15 protein-coding genes and 1 pseudogene are annotated in these 15,263 nt (G+C 47.2%); 6 read left to right on the top strand and 10 right to left on the bottom strand.

Going from position 1 to position 15,263, the window contains the following annotated elements; genetic code table 11:
- Window positions 1–43: 43 nt before the first annotated feature.
- Complete coding sequence (locus ACIFQM_RS08270; protein ID WP_430038463.1) at window positions 44–745, bottom strand: histidine phosphatase family protein; 702 nt, start codon at window positions 743–745, stop codon at window positions 44–46.
- Window positions 746–793: 48 nt separating this feature from the next.
- Window positions 794–1,087, bottom strand: a complete 294-nt coding sequence (locus ACIFQM_RS08265) for a hypothetical protein (RefSeq protein WP_014279590.1) — start codon at window positions 1,085–1,087, stop codon at window positions 794–796.
- 174 nt (window positions 1,088–1,261) lie between these two features.
- Between ACIFQM_RS08265 and ACIFQM_RS08260 the strand changes: the two genes are divergently transcribed.
- Window positions 1,262–1,894: an NUDIX hydrolase gene (locus ACIFQM_RS08260; protein ID WP_430038465.1), complete on the top strand. Its 633-nt coding sequence runs from the start codon at window positions 1,262–1,264 to the stop codon at window positions 1,892–1,894.
- Between the two features lie 9 nt (window positions 1,895–1,903).
- Here the strand turns inward: ACIFQM_RS08260 and ACIFQM_RS08255 are convergent, their stop codons facing one another.
- Both ACIFQM_RS08255 and ACIFQM_RS08250 read right to left on the bottom strand, forming a co-directional pair.
- Complete coding sequence (locus ACIFQM_RS08255) at window positions 1,904–2,692, bottom strand: TrmB family transcriptional regulator (protein ID WP_430038486.1); 789 nt, start codon at window positions 2,690–2,692, stop codon at window positions 1,904–1,906.
- 65 nt (window positions 2,693–2,757) lie between these two features.
- Window positions 2,758–3,612, bottom strand: a complete 855-nt coding sequence (locus tag ACIFQM_RS08250) for a zinc ribbon domain-containing protein (RefSeq protein WP_430038467.1) — start codon at window positions 3,610–3,612, stop codon at window positions 2,758–2,760.
- A 260-nt stretch (window positions 3,613–3,872) separates the two neighbouring features.
- Here ACIFQM_RS08250 and ACIFQM_RS08245 point away from each other — a divergent pair, with 260 nt between their 5' ends.
- Both ACIFQM_RS08245 and ACIFQM_RS08240 read left to right on the top strand, forming a co-directional pair.
- Entirely contained in the window at window positions 3,873–6,302 is a 2,430-nt protein-coding gene (locus ACIFQM_RS08245) for a UvrD-helicase domain-containing protein (protein ID WP_430065252.1), read from the top strand.
- 746 nt (window positions 6,303–7,048) lie between these two features.
- A complete protein-coding gene (locus ACIFQM_RS08240) occupies window positions 7,049–7,234 on the top strand; it encodes a 23S rRNA (pseudouridine(1915)-N(3))-methyltransferase RlmH (protein WP_430065276.1) in 186 nt (61 codons plus the stop codon).
- 285 nt (window positions 7,235–7,519) lie between these two features.
- On the opposite strand, the pseudogene ACIFQM_RS08235 reads toward ACIFQM_RS08240, so the two are convergent.
- Window positions 7,520–7,790, bottom strand: a pseudogene (locus ACIFQM_RS08235) (hypothetical protein); the annotation flags it as partial.
- A 351-nt stretch (window positions 7,791–8,141) separates the two neighbouring features.
- Here ACIFQM_RS08235 and ACIFQM_RS08230 point away from each other — a divergent pair.
- Together ACIFQM_RS08230 and ACIFQM_RS08225 are read left to right on the top strand one after the other, a co-directional pair.
- Entirely contained in the window at window positions 8,142–8,816 is a 675-nt protein-coding gene (locus tag ACIFQM_RS08230) for a hypothetical protein (RefSeq protein WP_430037724.1), read from the top strand.
- Window positions 8,817–9,017: 201 nt separating this feature from the next.
- Entirely contained in the window at window positions 9,018–9,524 is a 507-nt protein-coding gene (locus tag ACIFQM_RS08225) for a hypothetical protein (RefSeq protein WP_430037721.1), read from the top strand.
- A gap of 139 nt (window positions 9,525–9,663) precedes the next feature.
- On the opposite strand, the gene ACIFQM_RS08220 is transcribed toward ACIFQM_RS08225, so the two are convergent.
- Together ACIFQM_RS08220 and ACIFQM_RS08215 are read right to left on the bottom strand one after the other, a co-directional pair.
- A protein-coding gene (locus tag ACIFQM_RS08220) for an IS1182 family transposase (RefSeq protein ID WP_430037730.1) occupies window positions 9,664–10,976 on the bottom strand; the annotation gives its coding sequence in 2 pieces (ribosomal slippage) (window positions 9,664–10,454 and window positions 10,454–10,976; 1,314 coding nt in all).
- A 196-nt stretch (window positions 10,977–11,172) separates the two neighbouring features.
- Window positions 11,173–11,469, bottom strand: coding sequence for a hypothetical protein (locus ACIFQM_RS08215; RefSeq protein WP_430037719.1), 297 nt, complete (start codon window positions 11,467–11,469; stop codon window positions 11,173–11,175).
- Between the two features lie 90 nt (window positions 11,470–11,559).
- Here ACIFQM_RS08215 and ACIFQM_RS08210 point away from each other — a divergent pair, with 90 nt between their 5' ends.
- A complete protein-coding gene (locus tag ACIFQM_RS08210) occupies window positions 11,560–12,516 on the top strand; it encodes a hypothetical protein (RefSeq protein WP_430065250.1) in 957 nt (318 codons plus the stop codon).
- A gap of 558 nt (window positions 12,517–13,074) precedes the next feature.
- Here ACIFQM_RS08210 and ACIFQM_RS08205 read toward each other — a convergent pair.
- From ACIFQM_RS08205 to ACIFQM_RS08195, 3 genes are read right to left on the bottom strand one after another with little or no spacing between them, the layout of a single operon-like run.
- Window positions 13,075–13,947, bottom strand: a complete 873-nt coding sequence (locus tag ACIFQM_RS08205) for a MetQ/NlpA family ABC transporter substrate-binding protein (RefSeq protein ID WP_430037713.1) — start codon at window positions 13,945–13,947, stop codon at window positions 13,075–13,077.
- 22 nt (window positions 13,948–13,969) lie between these two features.
- On the bottom strand, window positions 13,970–14,740 hold the full coding sequence (locus tag ACIFQM_RS08200) for an SDR family NAD(P)-dependent oxidoreductase (RefSeq protein WP_430037710.1): 771 nt from the start codon (window positions 14,738–14,740) through the stop codon (window positions 13,970–13,972).
- Window positions 14,741–14,745: 5 nt separating this feature from the next.
- Complete coding sequence (locus tag ACIFQM_RS08195) at window positions 14,746–15,207, bottom strand: S-ribosylhomocysteine lyase (protein WP_025685885.1); 462 nt, start codon at window positions 15,205–15,207, stop codon at window positions 14,746–14,748.
- Between the last annotated feature and the right edge of the window lie 56 nt (window positions 15,208–15,263).

The raw sequence follows: 15,263 nt of genomic DNA, 5'->3' as shown, positions 1-15,263 counted from the left end.
ATGAAACGTCTAAGCCGCTTTAACTATAGTATTGAAGGCTTGATCAGCTAAAATTGGTGATAATGCCACGGGGCCTGACGGGCAAGCCCTCTGCATATAGATGGGAGACGTCACCGAAGCCGATGCAACGGGGAGTTGCCCACTCCTTGGAACGCTCATCAAACAAGATCGTGGTTACAGAGCTAGGTGGCATCCAGAAACCGGACCAGACCAGGGCCAGTGGCAGCTCCAGCAGATGGGCAAGCCAGGTCAGTCCGAAGCCACCATGGCAAAATACGGCCACCCGGTCTTCGGTATGCTTCAGAATCCGATATTTGCCCCCAACCCGCTCAAAGCCTTGGCGCTTCAAGAATTCATCGGAATGAAGCTTTAGCTGCTCGAACGTTTCAGGACTTTGCGTTCCCTGATAATAGGAAATTTCCTTCCAAGAGTCATGCGTCGGCAGAGGCACCTCAGAGCGGATCACTTCACCGGGTAAATCCCAATGAGAGAGACGACCATAAGGAGTTTCCTCCAGCTTCAAGCCCAGCTCCTGCGTCCAGTGCTCCACTTCATGAGTCATACCGAGAGAATCGGCGGTGTATCGCATCGTATCCAGCGCACGCCCCATAGGAGAAGCATAAATACGGTCCAGTCCGTGACTGGAAAGCCGTTTGGCCAGCGCCTGAGCCTCCACATGCCCTTCCGGAGTTATGGTATTGTTCGGATAATCAGGATCTGCGTGCCGAATGATATACAATCTCATATTTCTTTTCTCCGTTCCTATGAAATGACAACAGGATAGCTTGATCCCTTAACGCTTATTCAGCAAGGTTTCCAGGATCGCACGTAAATCCCGGTCTTCCTGATAGACTTCCTCACCCGTATCCAGCTCAATAACCCGGATATATGTATAATTCGCTCTGGCATCGACTGGCTTGAAAATCAGTTCCTCCGGATTGTCCGGACGGACATCATACCCCATATTTTTGAACATATCCGTGATTTGCTCGATACCCGGCTTGCCTCCGCTTTCCAGCATAATCAGTCCGCGCAGCTCCTTGGGTTCTTCCGGATGCATGACCCGAAAATGTACGATACATTCCATGTAAAATCGCTCCTTTCTATCGTATACCTATGTTATGGCGTAAATCTCCATGTTCCCAGCATACCCCAAACCCCACTCCACATTCCATAGCCGCCTTCATACCGTCAGGACGGAAAACACGTTATACTGTGAAATAGACCTTTTTACATCTGCTTATAATGAGGAGGAACCACGATGACTAGCGAGCTTCTGGACATCTATGACGATGAAGATAAGCCCCTTGGCACAGCTTCCCGCCAAGACGCACACGCCAAGGGATACTGGCACCATACCTTTCACTGCTGGCTGGCACGAGATACCTCAACAGGTCGCCGCTTGCTCTTTCAACAGCGCCAGGATACGAAGGACACCTTCCCCGGCTACTACGATATTACAGCAGCGGGCCATTTGACGGCAGGTGAAAATATATCTCAGGCAGCGCGTGAGCTGGAGGAAGAATTGGGCATCCACGTTCCCTTTACCTCATTGACACCGCTGATGACCGTTCGATATGAGAGCAAAGGAACGGCACAGGGCATCTCTTTTTGGGACCGCGAGATCAGCTCGGTGTTTGGATTGCTGTCGAACCAGCCATTGGAGCACTATCGTCTCCAGCAAGAAGAAGTGGCTGGACTGTACGAAGCAGACCTCGAACAAGCACTGGCCCTCTTCGAAGGCCACATTCCTTTTCTCGAAGCCAATGGCATATCCTCGGGACCGAATCCCGAACGGCATCGCCGCCTCATCACATCGGATCAATTCGTTCCTCATAAGGCTGGATACATTACATCTATATGCCAGGCTCTGATGGAACTTCCCGCCCGATAAAACTTATTTTTATTCTCCAGCGGACATATATTTACCGATGATGCCCTCATACCGCCAGCCATACCGGGTTGACAGCTCGCTGCCCATGTCATGCTCCAGCTCATACAGAATCAGATCCTGGGCAAAATGATTCAGCAGCAGTCCTGTCATCACCGGATGCTCGGTAATGAGCGCCTGTGTCGGGCAATTCTCTCCCCGCATGCCCAGCATGCACCAGCGCCGATCAATGACAAAAGAAAATTGGCGTCCCGACGGCTTCTGTCCGTTTTTGCCAGACGCACGCGGCAGCCACGGTCCAAGCACACTTTCGCCGTTATCGCAGGACCATAGCAGCCGTACACCCCGATTTTCGGCTTTTTCCAGCTCTGTCCGCAGCAGTTCAGCTTCCTCACGCCACAAATTCAGCACAATCTCATGCTCCGCCCGTTCCAGCTCACGTGTCAGGCTTTCCAGTACATTTCGGTCGCCTTCCGCATTATAAAAGGTTGGCTTGTCCGGCTCTGCTCTCGGCATTTCCTTCTCGACTGCACGCAGGGACTCCTGCAACTGTCCTTCAATCATCCGGGTCAGCTCACCCGATGGCAGCATGCTGTAACGCACAGGTTCTCCCGCACTCGCCCTGAGATACCCTTGCCCGGCCAGACGCTGCAAAGCCGCGTATACGTTGGAGCGTGATGCACCCAGACGCTTGGCGACTTCATAGCCGGAAGACGCATTGTGCCTCGATAGCTCGACCATAACCTTGGCTTCCATTTCCGTAAATCCCAAATTCCGCAGATGATGCAGCAAACGCTCCATATGTTCCGTTCCCCCTATGCTGCCCGGCGTCCTGCCCATATCCTGCGACAGCCTGCTCGGCTGCGTCAAATCTGTTCAGCTCCGCAACGCGGGCACCACTTGGAGCCTTTGGGCAGCTCGGCTGTGCAAATTTGGCATTTCACATTCTCACGTACCTGTGCAGCTAGAATTGTCGGCTTTTCTGCCTCGGAGTTGTTAGCCTTCCAGTATCGAATACGCTCGTCCAGTTCCTCCTGACGCTCCCGTTCACGTTCCAGCTCCTCAAGGCGGTTATGCTCTTGCTCCAGCTCTTCCTGGCGACGACGCTCCCACTCTTCATCGAAGGCCGCTTTTTCTTCGGGTGTAAAATCGGACACCGCATAGTTGCGCTCCAAGCTGGGTGGTTCGTGTGTTTCATGTAACTCATCCTGCTCCAATTCATGCTGATCATACGGCTCATGTTCTTCGTAAGAGTTGTAAGCAGGCTCAGCACTCTTGGCTGGCTCCTCGTGCTTGCGCAAATCAAACGAATATACGCCCGTTGGCGCCTCTTCACGCACAGCAGCTACTTGCTTGGAAGCTGCCTGTCCCTCATTCAGCTTGCGCCCACATTTCGGGCAAAAGTTCGCATCCAGCGATACAACAGCCCCACAGGTGCATAAATGAGCATTTTTCAGCTCTGCAATTCTACCGCGCAGCTCGTCAATTTCATCCTGTAGCTCATCACAAGCGGTAGATAGCTGTGTCATTTCCTTTTCTGCCGCCGACATATCGGATGCCCGGTAGCCTTCATAAAAAATTTGACCCATTCGCAAAAAATGAACATCCATTTCCTGCTGAATCGTTGTAATCTGTGAATTTATTTTACTAATCTCGACAGCATGCTGTGCCTTTTCTGTAGCGCGATTTGCGCCTTCCTTAATACGTTGAATCAGATTCATCGCGATTCCTCCCTATATCCAGCCGGATTTCCCCGTACCGTGCATATATCCCAAGTTTTTTTCTGTTGGCAAGCCTCGAACTCCTGTATAATGGAATGCGGTCATATCGCCTTTTGAAAGGATGCAAGCATTTCAGCATATATTTCAATCCGTCGTCTTGTTCCCAAGAGCAGCTTATGCTGACTAGAACTCTATCATACCAAAAACTACCCCCATTTGTGAAAATGGAAGATTTTATAATCGAAAGGGGTTTCAGGATCATGGACCCACATCCTGCTTTTTACCCCCGTCCTATCGGGGTTCCTTATTCAGCATCAAGCCCGCAGGCCCGTCGTGCTTCTATGGATACCAGCTCAACGCTGGTATCTGACAGTGACGGCGACTCGGCTTATTTCAGAGCTTTGGAGAACGCGGGTATTCACTTGAATCGCCCGCAAATCCAGGCCGTCCGTCATGGCAAAGGCCCCCTGCTGACTCTAGCCGGGGCAGGCTGCGGCAAAACCACGGTACTGGCTGCCCGTGCAGGCTACCTGATGGCGCTGCGAGATATTCCTGCATCGTCCATCTTGCTGGTGACCTTCACCAGCAAGGCGGCTGCCGAAATGAAGCTGCGCATCGCAGGACTGCCCGGTGTGCGCCGGGCAGCCGCACGTGCCGTCCAAGCGCGTACCTTCCACTCATTCGCTTTGGCGATGCTGCGGCACCGCGGCGTGCAGGATGAAGTATTCGGCGAAACGCAGGCCCAGCACACCGTTATGAAAATGATGCTGCGCCAGCTTGGGCTTAGCGAGGCCTTCCAGCCTGAAAGCCTGCTGTCTGCCCTTTCCGCCTGGAAGGCGGAAGGACGCAGCGCAGACGAGCTGCCGGAAACCGTACGTGAGGAATCGGATGCCAAGCGTGCCATGCTCGCTTATGAAGCGTGGAAACAGGAGCGCAATAAAATGGATTTTGACGATATTCTGCTGCGTGCCTCCGTTCTGCTGCGTGACCCGGATGTGCTTCAGCCGCTTCAACGGCGTTTTTCCCACATCATGGTCGATGAGTTTCAGGATACGAATGCCCTGCAATATGAAATGGTGCAGCGATTGGCTGCCCGTCACCGCAATTTGATGGTCGTCGGTGATGATGACCAGACGATCTACACCTTTAATGGGGCACGTCAGGAATCCATTCTGGAATTCGACAAGGTCTACAAGGATGCCAAGGTCATTACCCTTGATATTAATTACCGCAGCGATGCGCGGATTTTGGGGCTAGGCTCCAACATTGTCGCCAAAAACGTCCACCGACGCTCCAAACGCCTGTCGGCTGCCGGACGTGAGGGCCTGCCCCCACAGTTTGCCACGCCATCCGGGCCGGAGGAAGAAGCGGCTCATATTGTTACACATCTGCTCGGACAGGTAGAGGAAGGTCGGCTGCGCTACCGGGATATCGCGATTTTGCACCGGACAGCCAGCGGAAGCCGTTCTATTTTTGAGCAATTAATCATGCGGGATGTACCGTTTATTCAGTATGGAGCCGGGGCGGTATTTTATGACCAATCCCTGATTCGTCCCTTGATGGATCACCTGCGTCTGTCGCTGAACCCAAGGCGGATGGAATCCATTCCAAGTACCCTTGGGCCGCTGTATGTTTCCCGTGAAGCGGGGATGGAATGGATTATGCGCGAGGAAAAACAGCAGACTAAAAAATATCCGTTAATCCATCTCAGTCGCTGGGATCGGCTGCGCGACTTTCAGCGTGAACAGGTGAAGGAGCGTATTCGGCTGATTCGCAGCCTCACCACGATGAAGCCGACCTATGCCATTCAGGAAATGCGGCGCGTCTTCTATGATAAATATTTGGAAAGCGGCGATACAGGCGCGTGGACTCATTATAAGGAAACGATGCAGGAAAGTCTGGAGGAGCTGGAAACGGCGGCGAAGCGGTTTGACACGGTGGAGGCGTTCGTCAGCTTTGCGGACGAGCTTTCCGAGCGCCACCGTCAGATGGAATCACTGCGCAGAGAGGAAGACAGCGATGCTGTCCGCCTGATGACGATCCACCGGGCCAAGGGACTGGAGTTCCCTTGCGTCTACTGGATCGGCGCAAGCGAAGGCATCCTGCCGCACAGCTCCGCGTTGCACAGCGAGCTGCCAGAGGATCGGCGGGCAGGCGCAGCACCCACAGCGGCCGTAGATAACGACGCGGCGCTGGAGGAAGAGCGTCGCCTCGCTTATGTGGCCGTCACCCGGGCGAAGGAGCTGCTGTACATCACCTCTCCCGCCTCCAACCACGGCAAGCCTGCCGCCGTGTCGCGCTTCCTGCTGGAAGCCTACGGGGTCACACCCCCTGAGGCTTCCAAGCCGGAGACGCGGCGCACCAGCTTCGGCCAGCCGAAGGGGGCTTCCGGGCATGGTGGCCGCGCTAACAGCGGAACGAACGCGTCCGGCACGGCTACCCGCGTGAGCAGCAGACCCGGACCGGGCAGCGGGCCAGCGCGGACGGCCTCGTCGGTGGCAAGTACACGGGAGGAGCCACGCATCAGCGTGCCCGTGTGGAAATGCACCGACGACGCCTGCAAGGCGTGGATGCGGCGTGATACGACAGGCGCCCGCCGAACGGCTTCGGCTGGAGCAGGCACGCCGCCGGTGTGCCCGCTCTGCTCATCCCCGATGACAGAGGGGACACGCAGCATCCCGGCCAGATAGGCGATAGGCATGAGGCGTATAGCCGGTATTAGACAGACCAAATAAAAGAAAAAGCGGCAGACTAGGACGTAAAAATAAAGCCCTAATCTGCCGCTTTCTGTTTCAACCTGCTATTGAATTATCGTGTCCCGTTAGTTCAACAAAACTTTTAAAAATCCGGCCTCTTCAAACATTCTTCAATTCCCACTTTTCCTAACCCAGAGGATACATTCTCACACTCCGTCCCTAATCCATCAGGGGTCAACTTTTAACTTCTCAGTTCTTTTATATGTAGAAAACCATTTAAACACTGGTTTGAGATCAAAACCATTTCTCGAAAAAATGGTCTTTCAAAATGACCTCTCCTTCATGGGGATGTGAGGACAAACAGGGGGAAATGACTGGAGGTTAAAACGAGTGCCATATATGTACGTGGAAGTACCGAGGAACAGACAGAAGAGGGATTTTCTATCCAAGCCCAGTTGGAAACATTGCGTTAGTATGCGAAAAAAGAGGGCTATCACATCTATAAAGAATACAAAAACGAAGGCATTTCTGGTAAAGCAGGGGACAATCGCTCAGGCCTGAAACAGATGCGTGAAGATGATAAAACAGGATTATTCAACAGGTCACTGTATGGAAGATCAACCAGATATCCCGTAAGCAACTGGACTTGTTAAGTTGCTTAGCAAACTTGCTGTCAGTGCCTACATTATTTCTATCACGAAAACTCAAGCACCACTCTCCTCCGAAGCACTTGCTAAAAAATAAACTCTCGGGGTATCTCAGGAACTTCAAAAATAGCCATTATTATCGGCACAGAACTACCTAAGTCTATGGAATTGATGACACTCAGCAATATGGATATGGTACCTGGGCTACAAGCCACTATATTTTTTGAACAAATATATCGAGCGTATCGATTTATAAATAACCACACTTACCACAAATAAAAGAATCCCCTTAAAACAAACCATCTGACTCTATTTGATCTCTTAACTAATAAGGTTGTTCACTCCTAATTAAAGTGTTCAACCAGTTTTCACTCAATAAATTGTACTTTATCAAATATCGGTTACAGTAAAAGGATTTCTTAAAAATCTGGTGTTTTTAACTCACTTTAGTTAACAAATCTTTTATGTTTTTCCCCGCTTCGTCCCAACCAATACCCCGTCCAGAAAATACAAAACAAACACAACTTGGTCGATCATATCCAGCAAATCAATTTTAGGGTTTAGCTCGGTCTTGAAGATTTTAAAAGTAGCTTCAGCGACAACGTTATCATAAGGGTAATCTTTTGCGCTGAGCGGGCGGGTGATGCCGAATGTTTCTAGGACTTGGGACTCGTTAGAATCACTCATATATGGTTTGTACTGAGCAATTGTGTAGTTAGAAACCAAGCCATTCTTCGTTAGCAACTGGTTCAGGTTTGTAATAGTAGGTGCTACGTGGTAGTTCCAGGACTTCGCACATGGCTGATCCCGAGTATTTGTAAGCGTTGTGCCGTAGAGATTACCTAAAATCGGCAGAAAGCAATTCATCGTATCACAGGTTATTTGATAAAATGTGATCCAATAAGCGGTATTATAATTCTCCAGAGTCTTGACCAAGATTTTAATCGCCTCCTCTTGAACGAAGTGGTATCAATACGATTATCTTCTGAAGTTGAGCCCAAGTAAAATCTAACCATTCAAATTTTTTTATAAAATTAGTTGTAAAAAACTCATATTCCACTCCTTTATATATGAGAAGGCAATACGGCATCACAGCAAGGGCTAGGGAATGGTGCACTGGAGATGAATTCCCCCTCATTGTTCTTCCACTAAATTAAAAATATAATTTATAGGAGTGGTGAGTATTATGGCATACACATATTCACAAATTGCAGCATCTAACGGAGTCGTTCTGCATTCAATCAAAACATCCCCAAACAGCGTCTACATGAAGGCTCTTCCCGGTGGGTCCTCGATTGCAAATCAGAATACAGATGGTATCAACGGTAGTTTCTTCGATTTCTCTACTGGTGCATTGCTGACGATTGCCGTAAACAATGACGTTCCAGTCGGTGGTAGCAAAGGGGCATACGGCTCAGGTTATGAGAACGCAAAATACGCTCGGGGTACGCTGGTATGGGATTCTCGTGAAGGCGAGTTCTCTGTTCAGGTGGTGAGCTCGGCAGCAAGTCTTGCTGTAGTAAGTCGCAATCAGTATTGGGCGCAAGGTGGAATCAGTATGGGATTGAATAACGAATCCGGATGGGCCGCTCAAGCGGATAAAGAAAATATGCCAAACCGCACAGGTTCTACAGAGCGTGCAGGTTTGGTATATAATAACGCAAAGAATGTCTGGCTCGTTGTTACCAACACAAAATGCACGGCTGCACAGTTCCGTACTGCAATTAAAGAAAAAGTTGGTTCCGGTACGCTGGTGAACGGTATCTTCCTAGATGGTTCTGGTTCTGCACAAATGAGAGCAGGAACCGTTAAGGCAAGCGGCGATGGACGTAAAGTTTTCTCCATGGTTGCCTTACGATAATCTCAAAATCAAGTAGAGGGTGCTCGCCAGCCCCTCTTCACCCTAAAGATGCCTGGGACATACAATAGAACGAAGGCATCATTCGATTGATGTCTTCTTTTTTACATAATTTAAAAAATAGAGTAAATTATTATAAAGGCATTGCAACTTTCTTTAACATAGGATTCGTTATAGAAAGAGAAAGGATGTGTTAATCTAAATATGAACAAACCTGCTCAAATTATTTCTATTCTTATACTTTCTGCAAGTGTAAGTGTATTTGCTGGTTGTGGAAAGCAGGAAACAACAGGTACATCCACTAATGAAACAGTACCACCAGCCTCAGAATCGGTCGTAAAAGAAGGACCAGATCAATCAGTTGCCCTGCAAAACTTGGACGAAATCAAATGGAATGAAGTTAAAGACCCTCTGATTGAGGATGCCATGATAACAAAACTCAAATCGGCAATAGCCGCCTTTGTGTCAAAAGATTTGGATCAATTCCATGCTGCGCTCGCTCCAAACGTTGGAACAGCTCACGATTATCTCTTCGATCATCCGGTGAAGTTTACTGGTATTGCCGAAGCTGTAAAAGAAAATGATCGGATATTGGTACCTGTTATAGGCGAACGGCTTAATAAAGAAGAAGGATACTCACCTGATATACGGTATACCTTCTATTTTGAAAAAGATAAAGATGGAATATGGAAAATTGTTTCAATTGACTAATTAATTCTCATTCCATGCCAAGCAAAAAGACGTTCTGATTTGATCAGAACGTCTCAGATTGTCGAGAAACCCAGGTCATTTTACGGCCTTGGGTTTCTTTTTATGTTCAGGCAGATGCAAGATCGGGAAAACGAGGAGGTTACCCCCGCTTTTCTAGGCGATCCAGGTGGATCGCCATCTTCTTCATGTTCTGCACAGCTGCCGTCATCAGAGCCTGTTCCCTGACGTTCGGAAGTCCGCGCAAACGGCAATAGCGAAACCCATGGAGCTCTTTAGCGTCCGCGAAGCTTCGCTCTATCGCCTCTTTTCGTTTGCGGTACAACTTCTTGCCAGACTGACTAAGTCGGTTGTTCCGCACCCATTCCTTGCTGTCTTCCCAGACGTGCCGGGTCACCACCTTTCGGTGGTTTCGGGATTGTGTACACTGGCTTAGCAACGGACAACCTTTACAATGGTTTGGATCGGAAGCATACTGCCGGTAACCCTTGCGGTCTGTGGTTCGGTAATTCAATTCGTGACTCGCCGGACAAACATAGAGATTTCGTTCAGCATCAAAGGTAAACTTCCACTTTGGAAACAATCCTTGCTTAGGATGAAATCTTCGGTGTGCAATGACAGCAAAAATCCCTCGTCTTTGTAGTCCTCGACAAATGGGCGTGGTTAAATAACCTGAATCAAGCGCCACGGCTTCGACCTTCAATCCAAAGCGCTCTTGCTGGCGGTCTAAACGCGACAAATACGGCACGGAGTCATGAACATTTCCGGGTGTCACATGTACATCGGTAATCAGATTGTATTTCGTATCAACCGTACGGTGATCCAGATAAAAGAAGCCTTCTGGTTTACCATCACGGATCATATAACCACTGTCTGGATCGGTTTTGCTCACTTTTATTTCTTTCTCCTCATTCACTTCCTCTCTGGGTTTCAGGGCTTTTTTCCGTGCTCTTTCCGGTCTTCAGCCACAGCGGCGTTGAGTTCGTCTACGTAATCTTTAGTATTTTGCAGCACTTGTTGTTTCGTGTACTGGTGTTTATTCGCATTTGCTTTCACATGAGTGGAGTCAGTCACAAGAACACGTCCACCGACCATCCGGTGTGAAATGGCCTGAAGGACGATCTCATCGAAAATATCTTGAAAGATGCTCGTATCTTTAAATCGGGTTCGACGGTTCCAGCTAATGGTCGTGTGATCTGGAACCTTGTCCGTTAAACCCAGTCCTAAAAACCAGCGGTAGGCCAAATTCGTTTGGATCTCCCGCTCCAGTTGACGTTCGGATCGGATGCCATAAAAATACCCGAGAAAAATCATTTTAAATAGGATAACGGGATCAACAGCAGGACGCCCGTTATCTGTACAGTAAAGCGGCCGAACTTTTTCATTGATAAAGGAGAAGTCGATAAATTTATCTACTTTGCGCAGCAAATGATCTTGAGGGACCAACTCTTCGATGGAAACAAACTCGTACGCTTGTTGTTTTTATCGGTTGGAACGTAACATACACAACACCATCCGTTCTAAAAATAGTTACCTATATTATATAACATTAACGCGGTGTCGTCTTAAATCTTTTAGGCATAAAGAAAGCTGTCGAGACTTTCTCGACAGCCTGAGGGCCGAAGGTAGTTCCTTCGGCCCTTTGCTGCTGTTAGTCTTCAACAGAACTGATGTATCGAGGCTCAAAATACCTCTTTTCAGACTTGAAAAAATATTCTTCCCCTACGACTAGATGAGGAATAACGGATTTTGATGAGATATACAATTTCTTATATTCACCACCGTTAGCAGGATTACTCTGTATGACCAGGTAATCTTTATTTTTCTCTACTAATTTAGCGACTTCATGAACTGGAGATTTGTAATTAAAATAAATCACACCAATAAGTAGTGAAAAAAATATAATTCTTAAAATAAAGGCAGCAGTTTTGTTTTTTGTAATCAACACATCAATCACCTCCATTAATTGATCATTATACTATATCTATGATATTATTGGGAGTAGAATTACAATATTATTCCATTTTGGAGGTAAAAGATGAAAAAGAAGACAGGATTACTCTCGCTTGTGGTAGTTGGACTCCTTGCATTTTCTCAAGGCTCAGTTAGCGTGGCTAGTGCGGCAGAAATGGAGGTAATGGACTATACTCCACTGAAAATTGACAACAATCTAACGGTTAAAAAATTTTCTGATGGCCGTATTGAGCCGATTGAGAATGCAAAATCTTTGACGGAGAAACAACAAGACGAGGTCTTAAGCGAAATGGGTTATACCGAAAAAGAAAGTGAAGAACTCTCTGAGGCAGAGAAAGTTTATCTCATTACTGAGGGTGGAGTGAAAGTTAAAGTAACCCAAAGTGAAATGGTTCACAAATATTTTGATCTTAGTGGTAAGGAACATATAATTACACCAGAAAATGAAGCTGAAATCAACAAAATCAGAGAAGCTGATTTTAAAAAAATAAAAGGTGATAAGTTCAGCACATCTGCGATGGGATCTGTTAACGACGGTACTTTTTCAGGCACTTCTTCAATTCATTATATGGGGAAAACAGCAAATGGTAGAGAGTTCAAGTATTCATACGGAACACATTTTAGCTGGAGCAACATCCCTTGGTTTACCTTAACAGATAAGGTTGCGCATGCTTTCCAATCCCATACTACTGCCATTGGGTCAAAAGCCGAATTCTTTAATCGTACAGCAAATGGAAACTGGCATGATGGTGAATTTAGTAATATTGACCAGTCACAAACTTTGGGAACTATTGGGTCAGTCCGCTTAATACCCATCAAAGAGCAATACGGAACTTTATATACTGAAGTAAGAATACCAGTAGCGCATGATGGTAGTACAGGTAGCTTTGCCAATAGTTATGCTCATGCATATAGTGAAGTACCATTCGCTATATCTTTAGGTTCAGTGAGTATTACTGGGACTGGATTAGGCGATTTTTGGAGTTGGAGAAGCAATTTCACAATTGGTCAATGGGACTAGTAATATTTTTGACTGGAAAATGACCGCTTTATGGCCCGCCACTGGACTTTTGCTGTGGTAAATTTGTATCATGGAAAATCGAATAAGGAACACGTCGCTGCTTTCGAGCCTCGGTGAATCAGGTCGGCCAATGTGCCGACCTTTTTTATATAATCCTTGCAGAATCTTTGGAACTCTTGCAGTTCTTGCTCCATATGAAAAAAAAGTAGAAGGATATAAATTTCACTTTGTAGAAGGATGCTGTTATGGGGAGGCGTTGTTTCATTGGGTTTCTGGCAATTAATAATCGCGTGGATGTGCACCGTTTGTTTGGTAATCATTTCTAAAGATAGGGTTAGCAAGTGGCTGCTCTATCCTTTGTCACTGGTATGCATATTGGGTACATTGGGTTTTTGGGTTTATAATCAATAAATTGGAAAATAGAGGAAATCGGAGCATTTAAAAAACGAAGCAACGTAATGAGTCTTGAAATTTTGACTCCAAGCACGCAATTCCGTTAGACGCCCTGTCATTCCTCTATCGCTCAACTATGATTTTAACGACTACTACTTCCCAGTCTTACTTTCCTTCCAAATAAGAAACAGGCTCTTTAACCTCTACTTTGGTGCCGCCAAATTCATCTTTAATGTATTTTTGGGTATCCTCGTTATGATACAGATCTGCTAACTTTTGAAGTCCTTTGTCATTCGCCTTATCCGATGAAGTGACCAGGACATTGATATTATTTTTGGTCGCCTGACTGATCTCTTCGTGGAACAAGGAATCCTTCAGCACATTCAGTCCACCCTCTAGAGCAATCGTGTTCCCGATCAACACCAAGCCTACATCCTGAATCACACGAGGACCCGTTTTATCGTCGATCAGCTCAAATTTCAGGTTTTTAGGATTGCTGGTGATATCTTTGACCGTGCCTAAAGCGTCATCAAAATCTGCTTTCAGCTTAATTAGGCCAGACGCCTCCAACAGCTTCAAGCCTCTTGCCGTATTGGCCGGATTATCTGCCAAAGCCACCAAAGCCCCGTCCGTCACTTCATCAATGCTTTTGAATTTTTGTGAGTAGATGCCCATCGGCTCCAGATAGGTTGTAGCAATAGCCTTCAAATCCGCCTTACTTTCCTTATTGTAGGTAACGAGATAAGCCCACGACTGGAATGCATTCACGTCCACTTCGCCTTCTTTGGTGGCATTGTTCGTTTCGATCCCGCCGTTAATTTCCTTCACTTGAATGTCCAGCTTGGCATCCTTGGCTGCTTGAGATTGGGCAATATGCTTCCAGATCTGTGCGTCCGATCCCATGGAGCCGATGACTATTTTCTGTGTTTCCGAACCGGAAGTGGAGCTGGCACCACTACTGTCAGAGTTTTTATTGCCACATCCTGCAGCTACTAATAATAAACTGATTCCTAATAGTAAAACGAATGATTTCCTCATCTCTACTTCCCCCCAGATCTTGCTAGTGCATCGTCATTCCGCCTGTAACATTAATCGCTTGTCCTGTCATATATGCGGAGAGCGGACTTGCCAAAAACAGTACCACATTAGCGACATCCTCCACCTCAGCCGTTCTTCCCAGAGGTACCTGAGAACAATCTTCCTCGTATATTTCTTGAGCGGTCATTCCACGAATGACGCCCCCCTCAATCCGTTCCCGATGCTTCATCGGCGTTTCTACAATGCCGGGACAGACCGCATTAACCAAAATATTTTGCGGCGCAAGCTCAATCGCCATAACCTTGGTTAATCCGAGAACCGCATGTTTGGAGGCGCAATAGCCCCCCATCGCCCGATATCCATTTTTTCCAGCCTGCGAAGCGATTTGAATAATTCGTCCCGGCTTATGAGCGTTCACCATTTCTTTGGCAAAACGTTTGGACGCTACATACAATCCAGTTGAATTTATAGAAAATACCTTCTCCCAGTCTGCTAACTCACTATCAATGACATAGTCCATTGTGGAAGTGCCCGCACAGTTTACCAATATGTCAGGGACTCCCGTTTCACTGAACAGAACATTGCACCATCTCTCAATATCGTCCGGCCTGGAAATGTCCAAATGAGTTTCAACCAACTGCGGATGGACCACTCGATACGGCTCTTCATAGGAAATATCAGCAGAAATCACTTTGGCCCCGCTTTGAATGAACAGCGCCACAATTCCCTTGCCTATACCTGACTTGCCGCCTGTCACTACCGCTGTCTGATGAGATAAGTCGATCGAAATCATAGATTTTAAAATACTCTTTCGAAAGGATCTCGGCTAATTCCAGCTTCCAATACAATTTTCACATATTCCTGTGCCGAGAAAAGGGAGTGGTCCTTGTAGTTCCCGCATTCTAAAGGCGTGACAGCCGGAACCTCCGTCGTTTCCAGAATTCTTTTCAAGGTTTTTTCCAAAGCGACTGCAATTTCCTCGGGCTCATGTTCATTCCAAAGAATCAAATAGAACCCGGTTCTGCATCCCATCGGAGAAATATCAATAATCCCTTTAATTTCATCTCTCAAATACGTCGCCAACAAGTGTTCCAGCGTATGTACAGCGGCTGTTGGAATTGCATCTTCATTCGGCTGTAAAAATCTCAAGTCATACTTTTGGACTGTACTTCCTTTTTCGTCATGCTCTACTCCGGCTGCTCTTACATAAGGGGCTTTTACAATCGTGTGATCTAATTGAAAGCTTTCTACTTTTGCCATTTGTCTCGACCTCTTTTTCTGTAATTTATATTGAATATATAAGTTGAACTAAAGAA

Source organism: Paenibacillus sp. NRS-1782 (assembly GCF_050467685.1).
Taxonomy (GTDB): Bacteria; Bacillota; Bacilli; order Paenibacillales; family Paenibacillaceae; genus Paenibacillus; species Paenibacillus terrae_A.
The sequence above is the reverse complement of the archived record's forward strand: the minus strand, read 5'-3'. Positions and strand labels throughout refer to the sequence as shown.